This is a genomic window from Arthrobacter humicola (assembly GCF_039531445.1).
Lineage (GTDB): Bacteria > Actinomycetota > Actinomycetes > Actinomycetales > Micrococcaceae > Arthrobacter > Arthrobacter humicola.
The window spans coordinates 39,965-60,063 of sequence record NZ_BAAAQB010000013.1 but is presented as its reverse complement, the minus strand read 5'-3'; the positions used below and the strand labels follow the sequence as shown (position 1 = coordinate 60,063).

The window sequence follows — 20,099 nt, the reverse complement described above, 5'->3', positions numbered from 1 at the left end:
GTACGCGGTTCCGGCGAGGGATTTGAACGAATCCTTCATTGGGGCCCACTTCGGCCTCACCAAGGGTGCCGAGGTCATCTACGGAAAGATCGGTGCGATCCGGATCTTCGAGACGCACGTTCTGTTGACGCTGGCCGGCGTCACCGCCGATGACCTTCGCTTGGATGCGAACCAGGAAGTCATCTTCTCCCACGGACAGCACCAGAACCAGTTAACGCGACGAGCGCCCATGACTGTATCCGCCGATGCTGAGGTCGCGCGCAAACTCAGCACAATTCCAGTTCGTGTGTCTCGCCAAATGACCCCCGTCGAGTATCAGTTTCGCGTGAGCGAGATCCTCAGGCTTTCAGACATTGATGCAGTGGCCGACGAAACGGGCGGCGTGTACTACGGGGGCGAGGGCGTTGAGCTGGAAGATCAGCCTTTACTCGCGGCCATTCGCGTACTCATTGGGAGGCGCTTCGGCATCCCGGATGCTCTCATATAAACGAGCCAGGCCGGAGTCCCGCATACGGGTCCCTCGGATCCAGTATCGCGTTTCTGAAGCTGTGGGACGGTTGACTTTCGGGAGGATCTGTTCGTTCGTCTTGGGCCAGACGAAGGGGTGGCATCGGTCGTTCCAGCCGGTGATGAATGTCGGATCTTGGCATTGAGGTCAACTCAACCTGAAGGCCCTCGTAGTCCCACTGCCAAGGAACAGGGACACTCTTTGCGGGCACTCCCCCATCGCGCGGCAGACAACGAAACAAGGTCAATGACGCTACCCGATCCGACTCGTACTCATCAGCGACACTGTTGGTCGGCGCGAGGAAGACACCGTGCAGGGAGCCGCCCGTGCCGGCAGATACAGTCGGTAAACACGACCGAGCGGAAATGGGGAACCGCGTTTGAATGGTCATAAGTCCTTACTCTCGTTGCAGGCGAAGTCCGATTCCGCAAGCTCTAGTAACAGTCACTCTCGCCTCCAGACTGTGTAGGTTTGAAATTCCGTGGGCACGATACCCGCTGCATCGGCCGGTGGACGAGGGCATCGCGCCCGGCGGTAGCGCTCACATTGTGCGCCGCCCTGCGGCACCCCAGCGGGCCATCGTGGGGCCTGTCCTCGGCTCTCTTCCTTTAAGGGTTGCCGCGATGCATTGGGTAGTGTTTGGCAGCTCTGAATATTTGCGAACTACTGAGACTCCCTTCTCGAATGAGGCACTCCCCATGCCGGGATCCGCATTTCAGGCACGGAACACTAACTGCCGACCGCGGTGTTCCAACCTTCCTCGGAAACGGGGATCCACCAGTCACGGGCATCGCCCTCACCGATGTATTGGGGCCAGCGGAAGTCCGTGGGCGCACTGAATCCGGCGGGCAGAAGCGGTGCCAGGGATCCGCGCCGGATCTTCTCGGATTCGAATTCGGTTTTCGCCGCGGCAACGATATCCGGTTGGGTCACCAGGTCCAGCACCATGCCTGCGATCATCTTGCCCGTGGCGGTGATGGTGGGGTCGATGGTTTCGGGGATGCCGCCCATGGCCGTCATGGCCCAGCCGGGGTACGCGGTGCCCTTTCCATCCGGGGCCAGCGTGGGCCGGGCCGTGTAGAAGCGGATGGTGGGTGCGTACCAGGTCATCTCCACGTAGTCGTCGCTGGTCCAGTTCTGCTGGGTTGCCGGGATGTGGCGCCGCAGCTCCGCCTCGGCGTCCTGCGGGCTGATGAGCTCGGCGGTTGCCGGGTGGAACGGATCTTCCATGGGTTCCACCCCGCACGAGGCCTGGATTTCGCGCCCGATTTCACGAGCCCGTTCGTCCAGGACGGGTGCCCCAACGGCGGCGATGTTCTCCCACGCCACCTGCGCCACGGTGTGGTTCGCAATGCCGGGCCGGTTCCGTGCCACCCAGCGCGAGCTGACGGTGCAGTGCGAGGCTGCGGCGGCGAGTTCGGCGTTGCGGTCCAGCACGGCCAGCACCGAGTCAGCTTCGGCCAGGCTCGGGCAGCGCCAGGAGTATTGGATCTGGGCCAGCCCAGCCGGCTGGTTGTCCGCCGTCGCCTGTCCGGCGGTGAGAATCGCCTCGGACAGCGACCAGCCGCCGGCCTGCGGCAGCATGGAATCCTGGGTGGTCTTGGTCAGCGAGAACATCGTGAAGAGTGCTGCGTCGGCGCCCGGAGCCCGGGCAGCGGAGTGCGAGGACGGGATGGGGCTGTCACCGTAGGTGTTGTTCCAGCCCTCGGGGTTGTCGCACGTGAAGGTGTAGATCTTGCTGTAGTACGAGCCGCAGTGGGTGTCCCAGCGCGCGGTATTGCACAGGGGCATCATGTAGAACGGGTGGTAGGAAATGATGGCGTCGAGGTTGTCGTAATAGCCGCGCAGGCCGTGGACCACCTTGGATCCCTGAACCTTCTCGGCCGGCTCTCCCGTGTACACCAGGGTGCCCGGAATGCTGTGGCGTTCCATGGCGTCCTTCGCCGCGAGGAAACCGGCCAGGGTTGAGATACCCAAGGCGGAATGGGGATCCGTGTGGCCTGGCGCGAACCGGGACATCCCCGTGCGGGGCTCACGCTTGGTGGACGCCGCCTGGCAGTTGCCCGGGATCGCGTCGTATTCGGCGTAGCCAAGAATCCGGGCGCCCGGACCTGCCGGGCTGGTCCATTCGGCGTAGAAGGCCGTGGGCATGCCGCCGCTGCCTTCCTCCACCGTGAAGCCGTGCTCGCGCAGGGTCTTCACGTACCAGGCGCAGGACTCGTACTCCCGCCAGGCAGGCTCGGCAAGCTCCCAGATGTTCGTGTGCCAAGCGGAGAGCTGTTCCTTCTGCTCCTCAACCCACTCCCACGCGGTGGACTTCGGCCCGGCATTCTTGATGTCGTTCATTGCGTTCCTTCCTCAATGTTCAAAGATTCCTGCGTCTGCTTCAGCGGACCAGCAGTTTCCGGTTCACGAATTCGTCCATGCCAAGCGGCCCCAGTTCGCGGCCGACGCCGCTGTTCTTGACCCCTCCAAAGGGCAGCGCAGCCGAGGAGGGCGCCAGCCGGTTCACGCTGACCATCCCGACGTCCAGCCGCTCGGCCATACGGGCGGCCCGCTCGGGATCCTGCGTGAAGACCGCGGCTCCCAGCCCGTACGGTGAATCGTTGGCAAGGCGAACGGCGTCGTCCTCGTCTTCGGCCCGGTAGACAACGGCCACCGGGCCGAAGAGCTCCTCGCGGTGGGCGCGCGTGCCCGGGCGGATGTCTGTCAGGAGTGCCGGCGTCACGAAGGCCGTCCCGCTCAGCCTGCCGCCCCTGTGTAGTGTGGCCCCGGAGGCGACTGCGGCATTAATCTGGGCGATCAGGTTCCGGGCCGCTGTTGTGGAGGACATGGGGGCCAGAGTGGTGCCGGGGTCCAAAGGGTCCCCCGGAACGAAATCCGCAAGTTTCGCGCGCAGCCCGGCGACGAAGTCCTCGTACAGGGGAGCGGCCACAATGAAACGTTTGGGCGACGTGCAGGCCTGACCGGCGTTTTCCATCCGCGCCGCGGCGGCAAGGTCGACCACGGAGTCGAGGGCCTCGCTGTCCATCACAATGAAGGCGTCCGAGCCGCCCAGCTCCAGGACGTGCTTCTTGAGTCCGGCCCCGGCCAGGGCGCCCACTGCAGCGCCGGCCCGTTCGCTACCGGTGAGCGAGACCCCTTGGATGCGGGGATCGGACACCATCACGGCCGTCTGTTCCCCGCCGGCCAGTACGGTGCGGTACGCACCTGCGGGCAGGCCGGCGTCGAGCAGCAGCTCTTCGAGCGCGAGGGCCGAACGCGGGCAGGCCGGCGCCGGTTTGACCAGCAGCGTATTGCCGAGCATGAGGTTCGGCGCCGCGAAGCGGGCGATCTGGTAGTAAGGGTAGTTCCACGGCATGATGCCAAGGATCGGCCCCAGGGGGCGTCGCTGCAGTACCGCGTCGGCAAAGTCCAGCGTCTCGTCCGCCAGGAATCCCGGCCCGTGCTCGGCGTAGTACGCGAAGATCTCGGCGCAGAACTCCACTTCGGCGGCGGCTTCGCGCAGCAGCTTGCCCATTTCCTCGGTGGCAAGCCGGGCAAGCGTCTCCTTCCTTTCAAGCAGCAGCCCGGCCGCCCTTCCCAGCACCGCAGCCCGCTGTTCCGCCGTCGTCTGGCCCCAGCCGGCAAAGGCGCGGCGCGCCGATTCGACGGCGTCATCAACCTCCGCTGCTGCGGCCTCCGCGTACTCGGCAAGGACCTCTCCCGTGGCCGGATTGAGCACGCGGAACGCGGTGCCGGCCGTGGCTGTGGCGCTCACTGGATGCTCACGTGGATGAGGCTGGGGCCCTTCACGGCAAGTGCCTTGGTGACGGTGTCTGCCAGGTCGTCGAGGGACTCGACATTAAAGGCCGTGAGGCCGAAGCCTTCGGCCAGGCGGATCCAGTTCGGCTGCGTCAGGTTCACGCCGACAGGAGGCAGATCGCGGTCCTCCATGTTCTGGCGGATTTCGCCGTAGCCGCCGTTGTTGATGCAGATGATGGGCAGGTCCACGCGTTGTTCGACGGCGGTGATGAATTCCTGGACGGCGAACATGAGTGCACCGTCGCCGATCAGGCCGACCACGGGGCGGTCCGGTGCGGCCACCTTGGCGCCGATCGCGGCTGGGAGCCCGTAGCCCAGTGTGGCGTAGGCCGGCGTGTACAGGAGCTGGTGCGGCTGCTGCATGGGGAAGAAGGATGTGGTGCCGAAGTAGGTGATCTGCGAGGAATCGCCGGCGATGACGGTATCCGGGGGCAGTGCGCCGGCGAGGATCTCGTTGATCCTGGCCAGCACGGGCGCCATGGAGCGGGCTTCGGCCTGCAACTCGGCGCGCAGCGGGGCCAGGTCCGGCGTCGCTGCCGGCTCGTGACCGGCGAGTGCCGTGAGCAGCTGGGGCACTACGGCGGCCGAGTTGCCCAGGAGTTCCAGCCCGGGGCTGAGGTTGCAGTGCAGCTGGACGGGGTCGATGTCGATCCGGATGCAGCGACCCTGCGGGAGGATCTTTCCGCCCCACATTTCGGACTCACCGAGCTTGCTGCCGATGATCAGCAACGCATCGGAGGCGTTGCAGAGGTCCTGGGCCGCGGTGAGCCGGATCTCCGAGCCGAGGGACAGCGGGTGTACTTCCGGGATGGCGGCTTTGCCGTTGATGGTGGTGATCACCGGGGCCTGCAGGAGCTCTGCGAGCTGGAGCAGGGCGGCGCCGGTTCCCAGGGATCCGCCGCCGGCCAGAATCACGGGGTTGGACGCGTTCCGGAGTATTTCCGCTGCGGCCGCGACGGCGTCGTCGGAAGCTTTCTGCGGGGCGCCGAGCGGCCGGGCCTCCAGCACGGCGGGCGGGACGTCTGAGGCGGACTCCAGCAGGTCCAGCGGGATCTCGATGTGGACAGGGCGCGGCCGCCCGTGGGCGAAGGACGCGAAGGCCTCGTGGATCAGTTCCACGGCCTCGGTGCCGTTGGAAACGCGGGTGCTGCGCCCGATCAGTGCCCGGACGGCGCCGGTGGGGTCCTTGGTTTCATGCAGGAGTCCGATGTCTGAGAATTCGCTGCCGCGCGGTGCGCCCGGGGACAGGATGATCATGGGCCGGGATTCGCAGTACGAGGTGGCGGCGGCTGACATGGCGTTCAGTAGTCCCGGTCCGGATGTGGTGATCACGACGCCGGGAAGCCCCTTGAGCTGGCTCCAGCCGTCGGAGCCGTATCCGGCTCCCTGCTCGTGGCGGGTGGTGACCGGGCGGATGCCGAGCGGTTTAAGGTGCCGGTAGAACTCAAGGTTGTGCGTGCCGGGGATACCGAAGATTACGTCAATCCCGTAGTTCCGCAGGGTGGTCATGACGGCGAGGCCGACGTTGTTGATGGGGATGGTGCTGGTCACGGCTGGGTCCTTTGATTGTGCGGGCGGGCGGCTAGCGCTTGTAGACGCGGGTACCGTCCACCCAGGTCTCCACGACGTCGATGCTGCTGATTCGGTCTGCAGGCGCCGCCAGCGGGTCCTCGGCGAGGATCACGAAGTCAGCGAGCTTTTGCGGTTCCAGGGAACCCAGGTCCTTTTCACGTCCCATGGCCCGGGCGCCGTTGATGGTGTGGGCCCGGAGCGCGGCGGCGGCGTCGATCTTCAGTCCGTCCGAGCCGAGCTGCACGCCGGAGCGGGTCTTGCGGGTCACGGCGGTCTGGATGGCCTCGAGGGGGCGGGGGTCGGCTACGGGGGCGTCGGAGCTCATGGTGACGGGAAGTGCCGCGGCGACGAATTCGCCCAAGGGGTTGAAGCGCTCCCCCGGGCTGCCGATCGCGTCCAATACACCCGGGCCCCAGTTGAAGTAGTGCTGGGGCTGGTTGACCGGCAGGATGCCGAGGCGGGCCATTTCGGTGATCTGTTCGGGTGTGGGCAGGCCGCAGTGCTCGATCCGGTGGCGATGGTCTGTCCGTGGCGCGGCGGCAGTGGCTTCCTTCACGGCATCGATCACGAGCTGGATGGCCGTGGGAGACTGTGCGTGGGTGGCCGTCTGCAGCCCGGCGCTATGGGCCCTGACCACCAGTGAACGGTATTCCGCGGGCTCGTGGTAGAGCGAACCGGTGCGGCAGGGGTCGTCACGGTAGCCCTCCGGGAAGTACGCCGTCCAGCCGCCCAGGGTTCCGTCCGCGTAGAGCTTGATGCCGGCGAAGGACAGGCGCGAATCGCCGAAGCGGTCCACGAGGCCCAGCTGCAGGACTTCATCCAGGAGGCTGGAGAGGAAGTAGGCGTTGATGCGGGTCACCAGTTCCCCGCGCTCCACCAAGTCGAGGTAGGCGGCGAATTCGCGCTTGGTGACCTGGGCGTCGCCGATCATGGTGACGCCGTGGCTGAGGAACTCGCGTTGGGCGTGGAGGAGCTGACCGCGGTGCTGTTCCTTGCTGTCCGCGAGGTGGAAATTGGGGCCATGGTGGCCGAGCTTCACTCCGTCCTCGCCGGTGAGAATGTCGCAGGCGGCGTCGGAGAGCTCACCGGTCAGGTTTCCCTCTGAGTCACGGAAGAACGTGCCGCCCGGCGGGTTGGGGGTGGCCGAGTCAATCCCGGACTTGTCCAGGACAAACGAGTTCACGACGCCGCCATGGCCGCTGGCGTTCATGACGTAGACCTCGCGGGTGGTGGAGACCGTGTCCAGTTCCTGCCGGCTCGGGTGGCGCTGCTCGGCCAGGTTGCGGTGCTCATACCCGTAGCCCCGGATCGGGCCGTCGCCGGGATTCTCCGCCGCGGCCCGTGCCAGGCGTTCGAGCATAGTGGGGATGTCCGGCGCGGCAACAGGCCCGCAGTCCACCCAGGACAGCAGCTGCCCGTACATCAGCGGGTGGGCATGCGGGTCCACGAACCCCGGAACCAGGGTCCGGCCCTGGAGGTCCACAACCTCCGGGACCGAGGTGCTCAGTTCGCGGGCCGCAGTGCGGCATTCCTCGGGCGTCCCGACGGCGGCGATGCGGCTGCCGATCACCAGCATCGCCTCTGCGACGGAATCCTCGGCGTCGACCGTACGGATGGGGCCGCCAAGGAACAGGGTTGCCGGCGGTGCGGCGGCGGACGTTTCATGGGATGTCGGCAATGACATGGGGGATGACCTTTACGTGTAGGAGGAGTGCGGTGCCGCGGCGAGCCAGCCGGCCCTTAGCCGGCGGGTTCCAGTTCGAACAGCGGGGTGTCCGGGGCACCGGTGCGGGCACGGGTGATGACGTTCTGGGCCTGGATCCTGATGTACTCGGCCAGGGTATGGTCCGAGAGGAAACCGATGTGCGGTGTAACGAGGATCCGGGGGTGGCCCATGAGCGGGTGGTCGGCCGGTGCAGGCTCGACGTCGAGCACGTCCAGGGCCGCCGCACGGATGTGCCCTGAGTCGACGGCAGCGCGGAGGGCGCCGTTGTCGATCAATTGACCCCGGCTCACGTTCACCAAATAGCTGCCCGGCCGCATGGCCGCGAGGCTTTCTGTGTTGATGAGGTGCCGGGTTTCCTCCGTGAGCGGCATGTGCAGGGACACGACGGCGGACTCCGCCAGCACTTCGTCCAGGCCGGTCCGGCGGATGCCTGCCTTGGCCAGCATGTCCCGGGTGGCCGGGGTGTCCGGGAGGTAGGGGTCGTAGCCGATGACTTCGCCGAAGACGCCGGAAGCCAGCTCCCCGAAACGGCTGCCGATCCTGCCGAGGCCGATCAGTCCGAGCCGCTCCTGGCTGAGCCGGAACACCGTGGTTTCCGGCCGTCCGTTCCAGTCGCCTTCGGCCACCCGGCCCTGGAAAAACGGGATCTCGCGGGTGACCGCCAGGGCAAGGGCCAGCGCATGGGAGGCGACTTCCTCGGTGGCGACGCCGGGAAGGTTGCTGACCCAGATGCCGCGCTCCTTGGCGGCGTCCAGGTCGATGTTGTCGAAGCCCATGGAAACCAGGGCGATGATCTTCAAACCCGGGATGGCGTCCATAACCTCCGCCGTCACGGGGGCGTAGCCGACCAGCAGGGCTTCGGCGTCCCTGGCCTGTTCCATGATGGCGGAAGGGTCCTGGCTGCCGAGATACCGGACGTCGTAGCCGTTCGCCTCCAACAGGGCGACGCCGGCGGAATAGTCGATGTCTTCCATGTCCGTGTAGACGGCCACGGGCCGGACGGGCAGCCGCGCGTCGGTGAAGATGGCGTTAGTGGACATGGCTGAGGAACTTTCTGGTGCGCTGGTGCTGGGGGTTGTCGAAGAATTCGTCCGGCGAGGCCTGCTCCACGATCACGCCGCTGTCGAACAAGGTGACCTGGTCCGCGACCCGGCGGGCGAAACGGACCTCATGGGTGACCACGATCATGGTCATGCCATCGTTGGCCAGGCCTTCCATGACGTCGAGGACCTCGCCCACCAGCTCCGGGTCCAGGGCCGACGTCGGCTCGTCAAAGAGCAGCACGGACGGGTTCATGACCAGGGCGCGGGCGATGGCCACGCGCTGTTGCTGGCCGCCCGAGAGCTCCGAGGGGTAGTGCCCGGCGCGGTGGGACAAACCCACCCGTTCGAGCATGGCCATGGCGCGTTCCTCAGCCTCTTTGTGGGGGACGCTCTGGACCGAGGTCAGTCCGAGCATCACGTTCCGGCAGGCGCTGAGGTGGGGAAACAGGTTGAACTTCTGGAACACCATGCCGATGTCACGCCGTTCCTTGGCGAGCTCCCGCTCTGGCAGCGGAACTGTGGTGGCGCCGCGCTCCCGGACGCCGAGGGGGCGGCCGCGAAGAAGGATCTCACCGTCGTTGGCCGGTTCCAGCAGTGCCATGAGGCGCAACATTGTGGACTTTCCCGAGCCCGAGGGGCCGAGGACGGCCTTCACCTGGCCCTGGTGGATGTCGAATTCAACGCCGCGGAGAACGTGCTGGTCCTGGTAGCTCTTGTGCAGGTTTCGCACTTGCAGCACCGGGTCGGCAGGTGTCCACACCGGGGCCTCCGTAGGCTGTGGCATCTGGGTCATGCGTGAACTCCTTGGCCGATCGGTTCCAGCGTGGATGGCTTCTTGGATTTTGAGCGCGAGGTCCATAGGAATTTCTTCTCAACGTAGTTCTGGAGCAATGTCAGCAGGCTCACGATGATCAGGTAGTAGATGATGGCGGCCGCGTAGTACTCGGCGTAGCGGAAGGTGATGTTGACCCCTACCTGAGCGGTGGTCAGCAGTTCCTGGAGGGAGATGACGGAGGCCAGGGAGGAGAATTTCACCAGGCCGATGAACTCGTTGCCCGTCGGCGGCAGCGCGATGCGGATGGCCTGCGGCAACACGACCTTGAGCATGACCTTCGCCGGCGACATCCCCAGGGCACGACCGGCCAGGTTCTGTCCTTCGTCGACGCTCAGCAGCGCGGAGCGGATGATTTCCGCCATGAAGGCGGCTTCCATGAACACCACCGGGTAGACCCGGTCCAGGGGCCGGTTCTGCCACTCGGTCATCTCGCCGATGACCTTCTCGGTGATCCTCGAAATGGTGTCCTTCGAGACCCGGGCACCGAACACCTCGCCGAAGTGCGCCGCGATCTCCCCGGTCGTGAGGCCCTTCGCGCTCAGCGACAACACGATCTCGTCCACGCCCGTCAGCCGCCGCTGCCGTTTCTTCACGATCTGCGGGTCGAACGTCGATTCGGTATCCCGCGGCACGTCGATCTCCACCGGCCCGATCTCAGTCATGACGGTCTTCGTCCGCGTGCCGTTGCGGGAGTTCCCGCTCCCGCGCCCGACCACGTCGTGTTTGCCGTAGCCGAGGTGCTCGTCCATCTCCGCTTCCAGGGCGGTCTCCAGGACGTTTTTCGTGAGCCGGTTCAACAGCCCGCCCGGGCCGACCAGCTCGATTCCCTGCTCCCTGGCCTGGGCCAGGAGCTGCTGCGCTAACTCTTGCTGATCCATTTCAGTCGCCATGGGATCCATGGTTTCGCTCATGATCAGTCCTCCCCGCCAGGCTACGCCCGGCGTGTCAGGCCAACCTTGGATCCACCGTTATTCAGACACTCCCGTTCGGCGACAGCCACGGCGAAACTGCGGGCGAGGTGGAGCCGCCGACGTCGGCGATGGAAGCCCTGACGGCCGATCTTCAGGCGCTCCAGAACGACTTCGCCCGGAAGCAGCCACCCGCGCCGGCAGACAGAGTCGGCGCGAAACGACCAAACGGAAATGGGGAACCGGTGAGGCTTGAGGGCTGGAACGTCATGGTGCTGCTGGTAATGCTTGTGCTCGTGGCTGTTGTCATTGTGGGGGTGACGTTGCTGGTTCTGTGGGCTGTGCGCCGAACCCGACGGAACAACGGCGGCGGCGGTTCGGGGCCACCCTCCTATTAGGTGTCGGCATAGAATCATCCGAACGGTCATCAGATCTGGGGGATCAATGGGCACTTCGAAAGCACATGCGTGCGAAATGTGCGGGCGGTCGACGACGGACCATGACAGGGATGTCCGCTTCAGGCTCCCCGACCCGGTGCTCAACACCCAGGAGCAGCACCACGCCGAAGGCAGTTGGCTGAGTGACCCGGACCCTAATCTCGCCACCCTCATGCAGATCCAAGGGATCAGCCCCTTCGTCCGTGCACTGCTCCCCATCCGGCTGGATGGAGGGCACACCCTTTGCTATGGCGTCTGGATCGCGATCCACCCGGATGACCTCCAGCGGGCCGCGTCGGTCTGGAACAAACCGGAGTACAGCGAGCTCAAACTCACCGGCTATCTGGCGAACAAGATTGAGCCCTGGGGCCTCTTCGCCGCCCCGGTGAATCTTGCAGTCTTGGATCCGGACCACACGCCCTATTGCGTGAGCAGCCCCGACCACGTGCTCAGCGATGTGCTCACCAAAGAGTGGCCGCACAGCGTTCTCGCCTCGTTGCCGCCGAGGTAGAGTCTGCAGGACACTGCAATCGGATCGAGGGATGACCAATGACAGTTAAAGGCTGGAACTCGCTGGTGCTTTTGCCCGTCGCGTTCCTCGTCACCTTCGTTGTTTGGGCAGCACTGCACGCCCGACGCCGGAGCTCCAAGGCCTAATGGGCCGCTGCGCCGTTAGACGTTGCCGGTTCGAGGGCGTTGAGTTTCCCGGTCAGCCAGCCGAGCTGCCGGCCGATGCCGAGGCCTTTCATCGGGACCTCGACCGGCCACGCTACGTCGTGCAGCGGTACTGTTCCCCCGCCAGGGCGATGAGCGTGACGTTCTCCAGGCCGGCGAGCTCGACGGCGAGCTGTTCCCGGACACGGGCCGCCCACTCATGGATCGGCGGCGTCGCCGGGTGCTCCAGGGTCGGGTCCTGCCGGCGCGCAGCGGCCAGAGCCTGGAGGACCTCCAGCGGGTCATCGTCGCAGAGCCGGGCGATCGATCCGCCGCTGATGCCTTTGCGGTACATGTCGCCCCAGTCACCGGCCGGCATCGGGCGTGGTCCTCATCGGAGGTGTCCAGATCTCCTGCGGCGATCCGGGCTACGGTGCGGGCGTACGCGGATCGATGTAATCCTCGAGGTCTCGGGCTCCGATCCCCCAGAGACCGCGGCCGCCGATCTGGATGCCGCGGAGTTCCCCGGCCCGAAGCAGTGTGCGGATCTGCGCGTCGGAGACGTTCAGCTCCTCTGCCGCCTGTTCGATCGTCAGGAACCGCCGTGGTCCTCCCCCGGCCTTTTCGACCGGTTGTGAAGTGGTTTCTGGATTTGTCACGGCATCATATTAGGGGTCGTAAGTGAACCTGCCTTTGACTTGCGTTGTGATGTCCGCGATTGCAGAATGCCCCGGCAGAACCGGGAGTGTCTGAATAACGGTGGATTCGGGGTTGGCCTGACACGCCGGCGATGCCTGGCGGGGAGGACTGATCATGAGCGAAACCATGGAACCCATGGCGACTGAAGTGGATCAGCAAGAGTTGGCGCAGCAGCTCCTGGCACAGGCCAGGAAGCAGGGAATCGAGCTCGTCGGCCCGGGCGGGCTGTTGAACCGGCTCACGAAAAACGTCCTGGAGACCGCCCTGGAAGCGGAGATGGACGAGCACCTCGGCTACGGCAAACACGAGGTGTCCGGTCGCGGGAGCGGGAACTCCCGTGCGCGCGGTCAGGGCCAGGGGTCATTTCCCCACCGAGCAGGCAGCTCTGAAATGCCTCTACCGGGCGACCCGGGCACTGGACCCGACCGGCAAAGGCAGGGCACGATGGGCCTCAAGGTGGAAGCCGGCACTGAACGCCTTTGCTATCACCTTCGAAGGAAGAATCAACTAAATGCCAACCACGGGTCCACCGTTAAACGGACACTCCCGGGCGTTCAGAGATCCGACTCCACCTCTCTGGCGAGTTCCCCCTTGACTTCTCTCCTGACCGTCGTCAGTCTTTTCGACAACAGGAAGGGGCGTCCGTCCGCTCCTAGTCCAGTGGAGGATAGTGATGTTCCGTGCCAGGTCGCTGACGCGTTCCGCGACCTCTGGAGACCGGGTTACGCGCCTTGAGCTGTTCTTCGATCTGGTCTTTGTCTTCGCGCTATCCCAGCTGTCCCATCATTTACTGGAGCATCCCTCATGGGTGGGGGCCGGTGAGACTTTTGTGCTTCTTCTTGCGGTCTATAAGGTGTGGGTATACACGACCTGGGCGGCGACATTGCTGGACACTTCGCGGCTTGAGGTGCAGTGGATGGTGCTGCTCGTCATGCTTGTCACCCTGTTCATGAACGCTTCAATCGGCTCAGCCTTTGGCGCGTTCGGCTGGCTCTTTGCTGGGAGCTATCTCCTGGTTCAGCTGGGCCGAGGTGCGTGGATGCTCACTGTCGGACTTGACCGGACCACCCACAACCATTTCGTGCGCACGCTGATCTGGGGGTGTATGAGCGCGCCGTTTTGGATTGCCGGCGTCTTCTTCGGTGCGGGGCCGCGTTTGATGTTATGGGGTGTCGCTGCCGCGATCGATCTGGGCGGCCATATGCTGGCGCACCGGCTGCCGGGCCGGAAGACCGAAGGAAGCCGGGTCCCGCTCCCGGGAGAGAGGATCTTTGAGCGGTTCGGGTTGTTCTACCTGATCGCGCTCGGCGAGACAATCTTTTCAACCGGCCTGGCGATAGCGGGCAATCTGGAAGACCCCTTGATACTTCTGACCGGGACCGTAAGTTTGGCCGGAAGCGTCGCAATCTGGTGGTGCTACTTCCACGGCCTCGAGGAGGAGGTTCTGGAGAAGCTTGCTTCTGTTGATGACCAGTTCCGGCCCGGTATTTTGGCGGGCAACACCTTGGTCGTGTTACTGGCGGGCCTGATCCTGGTGGCGGTTGGTGATCAGCTCGTGATCACTGATCCGACCGCGCGCCCCGATCTGGCCACCGTCCTGTTCCTTTTTGGTGGGCCGGCTCTTTTCCTTGCCGGCCGGGGCTTCTTTATTCGACGGGTACTGGGCCACCGCCAACCATCTGATCTCGCCGGCATCGGAGCCTTGGCGGTCCTTGCAAACTTGAGCATTCTCCTACCGGCCTTCGTTGCCGCCATGGGGGCCGTTCTTCCCCTCATCGGCGTGGCATTTTCCGACGCCGTGAACCGCCGCCGCCGACACATCTGGTCTCCGTCCACCGGGCAGGGACGCACACCACGGTGAAACTTGCCGAACTCTTCACGGTAGCGCGTTCAACCGTCTACCGTGCCATCAAACGAGCAGGCGACTCCGCCCACTGCTTAGCGTTAACTTCCCTAGGACCCCGAACGGCTACGGTTATGAAGCGTTACGCATAGGGGCCGGCCGGCCCGGAGCAGCTGACTCCGATAAGCAGAATCTCAGCATGTCGCCCAAAATAGCGGTGGCTCTCTACATATAGTTAGCGGGGCAATGGCTCTGTCACGCCTGCGCAGGAGGTTCGTCTTGGCTGTAGCACCTGTACCGCGTTCAGACGCGGAGGTCCGCCCGTACTTCGACTCGCTGGGTTTGCCGGGAATCATTGATCTGCATGTGCATTTCATGCCTTCCCAGGTGCTCGAGAAGGTGTGGGCGTTCTTTGACCGCGTTGCGGACAGCGGCGCTCCCCCGTGGCCCATCACCTACCGGCACTCCGAAGAGGAACGGGTGCGAACGCTGCGGGATATCGGAGTGAAGGCATTCTCCACGCTGAACTATGCGCACCGACCCGGCATGGCGCAGTGGCTCAACGACTACTCAGCAGCGTTCGCCTCGCGCCATGCTGACGCCATCCACTCTGCCACTTTCTACCCAGAGCCAGGCGTGGAAACCGTCGTCGCGGACAGCTTGAATCAAGGCGCCCGAATCTTCAAGGTGCACATCCAGGTGGGAGGATTTTCACCCTTGGACCGTCAGCTTGCACCCGCCTGGGAGCTCATCCAGAACTCCGGTACACCGGTCGTCATCCACTGCGGCAACGGTCCGCACCCCGGGGAATACACCGGACCCGAACCCATACGCGAACTCATCAAAAGGTACCCCTCGTTGGTGCTCATCATCGCGCACGCAGGCCTGCCGGAGTACCAGGAGTACGCCGACCTTGCCGCAAACAATCCTCACGTCTACCTCGACACCACCATGGTCGGGACCTCCTATATGGAACAGGTCGCCCCGATCCCGTCCGGATACCAGGACACCCTTGCCGGGCTGTCACACAAAGTCGTCTTCGGCACGGATTTTCCTTCGATTCCCTACTCGTACAGCCACCAGATTCAGGTACTCGAAGGCTGGGGACTCGGAAGCCAATGGATGAAAAATGTCCTCTGGCACACGCCGCAGACACTCCTAAGGCTGGGCCGGATGCTCTAGGAGTGCGCTGAACAAAGTGCTTTGGGCAAGTCCGCCACCCAACACCGATGCAGCTGATCCGCACCCTCGTCGCATGGCGGCCGAACGCGTCAAACGCGACCGACCACAAGACGGCCCTGGGCTACGTCGGGACCGGCGATGGTGTAACCCGGAGGGGCTGTTCCAAGCCATGTTCGACTAAAGCGCGGGCTGCCGGGCACGCAGGCGGCGTCCGGCTGTCGGGGCCAGCACGACGGCGACGCCGACGGCGGCACCGATGACGGTCTCCACGATCCGGTCCCGCAGCAGGAATGCGGGCGAAGAGGGCGCCACCAGCAGCGTGGAGGCTAGCGCCAGCGGCGTGACGAAGACCTGCGCCAGCATGTACTGGCGCACGAAGAACATTTCGGCGCCGAACTGGCAGGCCGCAATCACCAGCACGGTCTGCCACGGGGCAGGCTGCAGCCACAAGATCCCGGCCAGCAGCACCAGTCCCAGGGACGTGCCCACGATGCGCTGCACCCCCCGGCTGACCCGGTGCCGGGTGGAATGCCCTGCCAGCGGGACAACCGCCGCTACCATGGCCCAGTAATTGTGGCCGAAGCCGAGCCATTTACCCGCCAGAGTCCCCAGGGTCCCAGCCACGCCGGCCACAACGACGTAGCCGACGGCCTCAAGCCGGGCAGCCCGTTTTTCGTCCGGCGCCAGCCGCGGGAGCTTCGGCCTGACCCACGGCGTCCGGTGGCTTCGGGTTACGCGGGAGGATATTCCGATCAGCAGCGAGAGTGCGACGGTGAGCGCCGCCACGAGCATGCCTTGCCACAGCGGCGGCTGGTTCGGGATGGACGCGATGGCCGCGAAGGCAAAGATGTGGATGAGCGAGCCTGGTGGGCGGAGGCGCCACCACGCGACGATCAACGAACAGACGCCTGCCATCACGGTGGTGGCCAGGACCTGGAGCCACGTGGTGTCCGCGGCGCTGAGCGCGAAATCCTCGTGGGCGCGGGCCATCAGGGCGGCCAAGAGCAGCACGAGCATCATGAGCAGGCCGGCCCGCAGCTGGATGACGAACCGCCCGGCTTGCGGCTCGTTCCGGCCGTAGATCCCGGTGAAGGCACCGAAGGAGGCGAAGATGGCCACGTCCAGGCGGCCCATCAGCAGGAGAGTGATCAGGGGAACGAAGACGCCGACGGCGCAACGGAGCGCCACGTGGTGGTCATTCTGGCTTGGTGCCATGGTGAACATCCCGGGGAGCATCTTCACGGCTGGCGCTTTTCGTTGAGGTGATAAATGCTACGACGGCGGCGATGGCCTCCACACTGGACTCTTCGCCCGAACGGCAAGCGGGCAGGATCGGTGCGGGCCATGACTAGGTCGATGCTGTTGTCCTTGTTGGTGAGGTTCTCCGGACGGGTCGGCCAGTCGCGCCGCAGACACGTCTCCGCCCAGCGCTCCTCGATACGCCCAACGGCCCCCTGAAGAGCTTCAAGATGTAGCCGGAAAATACATGCCCACGGTTCGACATGGGCGGTCCGTATCAGTTGCTGGAGAGTGGAGCCTCCCTCGACGATCCATTTCTCTGCCAGACTCTGCGCCACCACACACCGTGCGAGACCAGCGATCTGGAGTTCAATATAGATTTCCCTACCCCGTAATGCCCCCTGCTCCGCTTCGACGACAGAATGCAAGGATTCGAGATGGCGACGTTCCTCCCAGAGACGGACCGAAAGTTCGTTGGCGAGTGAGCCGACTCCCGCTTTTCGGCTGTTCGGGACCGGAAACCCACCCCTAAAAAGATTCTCCGACGTGGTGCGGGGAACACTCCCAACCTTAATTCCGTTCATTCCAGTCCACAGTTGGTAAGTCGAGACACTCGGCTGCGGTGTTGTTGGGCCAACTCGACCGCCGCATTCAGGTCGGCGCCAACGATATGTGGACTATCGCCCGTGACGCGATAAATACGCCCGGTCTCGGTGATCATGATCATTCGCCGTTCCTGTTCTCTGTATGCGTCGGGATGCAGTCGACATGCCTCACTCTCGGTTGGATCAGGGCTTCGATGTGAGGTTCCAACAATTCCGGGTGGTTTCGAAGGCTCTCCGTATCCGGGACGGTGTTGCCCGGAAGTGGCCGATGAGAATCAGCAGATGCTGGGTCCAGCCTGAATTCAAAATTTTACGGCTGCCCACGTTGAGGGACGACGGGGTAGAGGTCGATTTCGTGCAGACGTGGGTGATAAATCGGCCATTCTGTGCACAAAGGAGCGTACAGCCCGTCCCGTGCGGGAGCGGCCTTGCTAGCTTGCTGAAACGCCTCTGTCGGAGGCTTGGCCCCGCGCCGGCTGGCGGGGGTGGCACGAAGGTTAGCCGGCGTAGGGGTCGGCGATGCCGATGTACTGGGTGTAGAGGTATTCCTCGATGCCCTCGAGTCCGCCTTCGCGGCCCAGGCCGGACTGCTTGACGCCGCCGAACGGGGCGGCCGCGTTGGACACGACACCGGCGTTCAGGCCCAGCATGCCGGTTTCAAGGCGTTCGCCCATCCGGATGCCCCGGTTCAGGTCGCGGGTGAAGACGTAGGCCACCAGGCCGTATTCGGTGTTGTTGGCGAGCCGGACGGCCTCGTCCTCGGTGTCGAAGGTGATGATCGGGGCGACGGGGCCGAAGATTTCCTCGGACAGGATCCGGGCGCCTTCGCGCACGTCGAGGAGAAGGGTGGGTTCGTAGAAGTATCCCGGACCGTCCACCGGCGCCCCGCCCATGATTAGGACAGCACCATCGCTCACGGCGTCGGTGACGAGTTCGTGGACCTTGTCCCGGCTCTTGGCATCGATCAGCGGGCCGACCTTGGACTCGGCCTCGGTGCCGCGGGCGGTGGTCATGTCCGCCATCTTCGCGGCGAACTTCTTCGCGAACTCCTGGGCGACGGACTCGTGGACGATGAACCGGTTCGCCGCGGTGCAGGCCTCGCCCATGTTCCGCAGCTTCGCCAGCATGGCACCGGCGACGGCGGCATCGACGTCGGCGTCCTCGAACACAACGAACGGGGCGTTCCCGCCCAGCTCCATCGAGGTCCGCAACACGGTCTCGGAGGCGTCCGCGAGCAGCCGGCGGCCGACCTCCGTGGAGCCGGTGAAGGACAGCTTCCGGAGCCGGGAATCCTTGATCAGCGGACCCGTGGTGGCGCCGGCCGTGGAGGTCGGGATGACGTTCAGGACACCGGCGGGCAGCCCGGCCTCCTGCATCACGGCAGCGAACAGCTGGGAAGTCAGCGGGGTCAGATTCGCGGACTTGAGCACCATCGTGCAGCCGGCAGCGACGGCCGGGGCGATCTTGCGGGTGGCCATGGCCAGCGGGAAGTTCCACGGCGTGATCAGCAGGCACGGGCCCACCGGCTTCTTGGTCACCAGCAGCCGGGACTTCCCGTCCGGAGAGACCGAGTAGCGGCCGAACGCACGGACGGCTTCCTCGGAGAACCAGCGCAGGAATTCCGCGCCGTAGGTGACCTCGCCGCGGGCCTCGGCCAGCGGCTTGCCCATCTCCAGGGTCATCAGCAGCGCAAAGTCCTCGGCCCGCTCGGTCACGAGTTCGAACGCGTGGCGCAGGATCTCCCCGCGTTCGCGCGACGGGACCTTGGCCCAGGACTCCTGCGCGGCGGCGGCGGCGTCCAAGGCCGCCTTGCCGTCCTCGGGCCCGGCATCGGCGATGCTCAGCAGCACCTGGCCAGTCGCGGGGTCCTCGACCTCGAAGGTCTTCCCGGACGCGGCCGGACGCCATTGACCGTTGATCAGCAGGCCCGTCGGGACCGAGGCCAGCAGGGCGCCTTCAGGCTGGGCGTTTATTGACATCGTTCTATCTCCAAGGGGTTTGAAGGAAGGCATAGCGGCGTCCAGCCCGACCTTCAGCAGTTTTGGTGCGGTCCGGCTGCCAGCGGCACGGCACGGCACGAGGACGTTAGATCTTCTGTGTTTCTTTCACCATTGAGGTGGCAGGGTCGGTGCCGACCCTTTTGGGCCGGCACCGACGCCTTAGGTGAGAATGGGCTAGGCTCGGGCGCTTGTCTTGGTGCGGATCAGGTCCAGAGCCTGGACGAGGTATCCCTTGAAGACCGGGTAGTTCTCGCTCATCGGGAAGTGCCCGATGGCCTTCATCTCGATGAACTCGGCATCCGGGATCTGGCTGGCGGTGCGGGCTCCGTCTTCAGGGGTGGTGAGGTAGTCGTACTCGCCGGTCATCAGGACAACCGCGCATTTATCGGTCTGGATTTCGCCCAGTTTGCCGCGCAGATCGTGGTCCACCGAGTAGAAGTACAGATCACCCTTGAACGCCTCGGAACCCTGGGTGTAGTAGAACCACGTTTTCCAGCGGTCCGCTTCAGGCGATTGTGGGGCCATGAGGTCCCAGGTGCCGCTGCCGCACACCTGCGCGGCGTTGGCGTGGGGGTGCTGCCACCAGTCGAGGTAGAACCCCGGTGAGTAGTCCGCTCCCTCCACGGGGATGACGGCGTCGAACCTCTCCGGGAAGCGGTGGGCGAGCTGTAGCGCTATGTTGCCGCCGAAGGAGGATCCCATGAAGATGGGGTCGACCAGTTCCAGTGCATCGACGAGGGCGACGATGAAGTTGGCGTAGTGGTCCGCGCTGAGCTGGTACTCCTCGGTCCACCACTGGGTGTTTTCCGGTGGGTCTGATTTGCCGTGGCGGGGGAGGTCGTAGGCAATGACGCGGTAGTTGGCGGTGATCTCCGGGTCCTCGAGCAGCCCGCGCCATTGGTGGTTGTGGGCTCCCGCGGTGTGCTGGCAGACCAGGGGCTGGCCCTGGCCGTTTTCGAGGTAGAAAACCTTGTATTCGAGGCCGTCCACGTCGACGGTGACGTAGTGGCCGGTGACGGGGGAAATTTTGCTCATGTCAGGAAC

Annotated in this window: 18 protein-coding genes and 2 pseudogenes; 6 read left to right on the top strand and 14 right to left on the bottom strand. The window is 64.8% G+C overall.

What is annotated here, in order from left to right:
* Positions 1–487: hypothetical protein (locus ABD243_RS06130; RefSeq protein ID WP_344363280.1), on the top strand; the 487-nt coding region annotated here is incomplete at its 5' end.
* Positions 488–1,237: 750 nt separating this feature from the next.
* Here ABD243_RS06130 and ABD243_RS06125 read toward each other — a convergent pair.
* The 7 genes from ABD243_RS06125 to ABD243_RS06095 are packed head-to-tail and all read right to left on the bottom strand — an operon-like array spanning position 1,238 to position 10,387.
* The gene (locus tag ABD243_RS06125) at positions 1,238–2,854 is read right to left on the bottom strand and encodes a zinc-binding metallopeptidase family protein (protein WP_344363277.1); all 1,617 of its coding nucleotides are present in this window, start codon (positions 2,852–2,854) and stop codon (positions 1,238–1,240) included.
* 40 nt (positions 2,855–2,894) lie between these two features.
* Positions 2,895–4,268 carry an aldehyde dehydrogenase family protein gene (locus ABD243_RS06120; RefSeq protein ID WP_344363274.1) on the bottom strand — a complete coding sequence of 458 codons (1,374 nt, stop codon included), beginning with the start codon at positions 4,266–4,268 and terminating at the stop codon, positions 2,895–2,897.
* Positions 4,265–5,863 carry a thiamine pyrophosphate-binding protein gene (locus tag ABD243_RS06115; RefSeq protein WP_344363271.1) on the bottom strand — a complete coding sequence of 533 codons (1,599 nt, stop codon included), beginning with the start codon at positions 5,861–5,863 and terminating at the stop codon, positions 4,265–4,267. The genes ABD243_RS06120 and ABD243_RS06115 overlap by 4 nt, the downstream gene beginning before the upstream one ends.
* Before the next feature lie 31 nt (positions 5,864–5,894).
* The gene (locus ABD243_RS06110) at positions 5,895–7,568 is read right to left on the bottom strand and encodes an amidohydrolase (protein ID WP_344363269.1); all 1,674 of its coding nucleotides are present in this window, start codon (positions 7,566–7,568) and stop codon (positions 5,895–5,897) included.
* Between the two features lie 56 nt (positions 7,569–7,624).
* Positions 7,625–8,650, bottom strand: a complete 1,026-nt coding sequence (locus ABD243_RS06105; RefSeq protein WP_344363267.1) for a C-terminal binding protein — start codon at positions 8,648–8,650, stop codon at positions 7,625–7,627.
* Positions 8,640–9,446: an amino acid ABC transporter ATP-binding protein gene (locus ABD243_RS06100; protein ID WP_344363264.1), complete on the bottom strand. Its 807-nt coding sequence runs from the start codon at positions 9,444–9,446 to the stop codon at positions 8,640–8,642. The genes ABD243_RS06105 and ABD243_RS06100 overlap by 11 nt, the downstream gene beginning before the upstream one ends.
* Complete coding sequence (locus ABD243_RS06095) at positions 9,443–10,387, bottom strand: transposase (RefSeq protein ID WP_425547135.1); 945 nt, start codon at positions 10,385–10,387, stop codon at positions 9,443–9,445. The genes ABD243_RS06100 and ABD243_RS06095 overlap by 4 nt, the downstream gene beginning before the upstream one ends.
* 453 nt (positions 10,388–10,840) lie before the next feature.
* Between ABD243_RS06095 and ABD243_RS06090 the strand changes: the two genes are divergently transcribed.
* Complete coding sequence (locus ABD243_RS06090; protein WP_344363258.1) at positions 10,841–11,344, top strand: DUF2199 domain-containing protein; 504 nt, start codon at positions 10,841–10,843, stop codon at positions 11,342–11,344.
* A gap of 258 nt (positions 11,345–11,602) precedes the next feature.
* Here the strand turns inward: ABD243_RS06090 and ABD243_RS06085 are convergent, their stop codons facing one another.
* Positions 11,603–11,866 carry a hypothetical protein gene (locus ABD243_RS06085; protein WP_344363255.1) on the bottom strand — a complete coding sequence of 88 codons (264 nt, stop codon included), beginning with the start codon at positions 11,864–11,866 and terminating at the stop codon, positions 11,603–11,605.
* 49 nt (positions 11,867–11,915) lie between these two features.
* The gene (locus ABD243_RS06080; RefSeq protein ID WP_344363253.1) at positions 11,916–12,146 is read right to left on the bottom strand and encodes a helix-turn-helix domain-containing protein; all 231 of its coding nucleotides are present in this window, start codon (positions 12,144–12,146) and stop codon (positions 11,916–11,918) included.
* Between the two features lie 166 nt (positions 12,147–12,312).
* On the opposite strand from ABD243_RS06080, the pseudogene ABD243_RS06075 reads away from it, so the two are divergent.
* The 4 genes and pseudogenes from ABD243_RS06075 to ABD243_RS06060 all read left to right on the top strand — a co-directional run.
* Positions 12,313–12,528 (top strand): annotated as a pseudogene (locus ABD243_RS06075) (transposase); the annotation flags it as partial.
* Positions 12,527–12,697: pseudogene (locus ABD243_RS06070) on the top strand (IS256 family transposase); the annotation flags it as partial. The pseudogenes ABD243_RS06075 and ABD243_RS06070, both read left to right, overlap by 2 nt.
* 162 nt (positions 12,698–12,859) lie before the next feature.
* Positions 12,860–14,047 (top strand): low temperature requirement protein A, encoded by a 1,188-nt coding sequence (locus ABD243_RS06065; RefSeq protein ID WP_344363283.1) that lies wholly within the window; start codon positions 12,860–12,862, stop codon positions 14,045–14,047.
* Positions 14,048–14,308: 261 nt separating this feature from the next.
* Positions 14,309–15,211: an amidohydrolase family protein gene (locus ABD243_RS06060; protein ID WP_344363250.1), complete on the top strand. Its 903-nt coding sequence runs from the start codon at positions 14,309–14,311 to the stop codon at positions 15,209–15,211.
* 177 nt (positions 15,212–15,388) lie between these two features.
* On the opposite strand, the gene ABD243_RS06055 is transcribed toward ABD243_RS06060, so the two are convergent.
* From ABD243_RS06055 to ABD243_RS06035, 5 genes are all read right to left on the bottom strand, one after another.
* A complete protein-coding gene (locus tag ABD243_RS06055) occupies positions 15,389–16,447 on the bottom strand; it encodes an FUSC family protein (RefSeq protein ID WP_425547134.1) in 1,059 nt (352 codons plus the stop codon).
* A 2-nt stretch (positions 16,448–16,449) separates the two neighbouring features.
* Positions 16,450–17,034 (bottom strand): hypothetical protein, encoded by a 585-nt coding sequence (locus tag ABD243_RS06050; protein ID WP_344363244.1) that lies wholly within the window; start codon positions 17,032–17,034, stop codon positions 16,450–16,452.
* Positions 17,031–17,177, bottom strand: coding sequence for a hypothetical protein (locus tag ABD243_RS06045; protein ID WP_344363241.1), 147 nt, complete (start codon positions 17,175–17,177; stop codon positions 17,031–17,033). Before ABD243_RS06045 ends, ABD243_RS06050 begins: the two co-directional genes overlap by 4 nt.
* A gap of 375 nt (positions 17,178–17,552) precedes the next feature.
* On the bottom strand, positions 17,553–19,034 hold the full coding sequence (locus tag ABD243_RS06040) for an NAD-dependent succinate-semialdehyde dehydrogenase (protein WP_344363238.1): 1,482 nt from the start codon (positions 19,032–19,034) through the stop codon (positions 17,553–17,555).
* A gap of 195 nt (positions 19,035–19,229) precedes the next feature.
* Entirely contained in the window at positions 19,230–20,090 is an 861-nt protein-coding gene (locus ABD243_RS06035; protein WP_344363235.1) for an alpha/beta fold hydrolase, read from the bottom strand.
* Between the last annotated feature and the right edge of the window lie 9 nt (positions 20,091–20,099).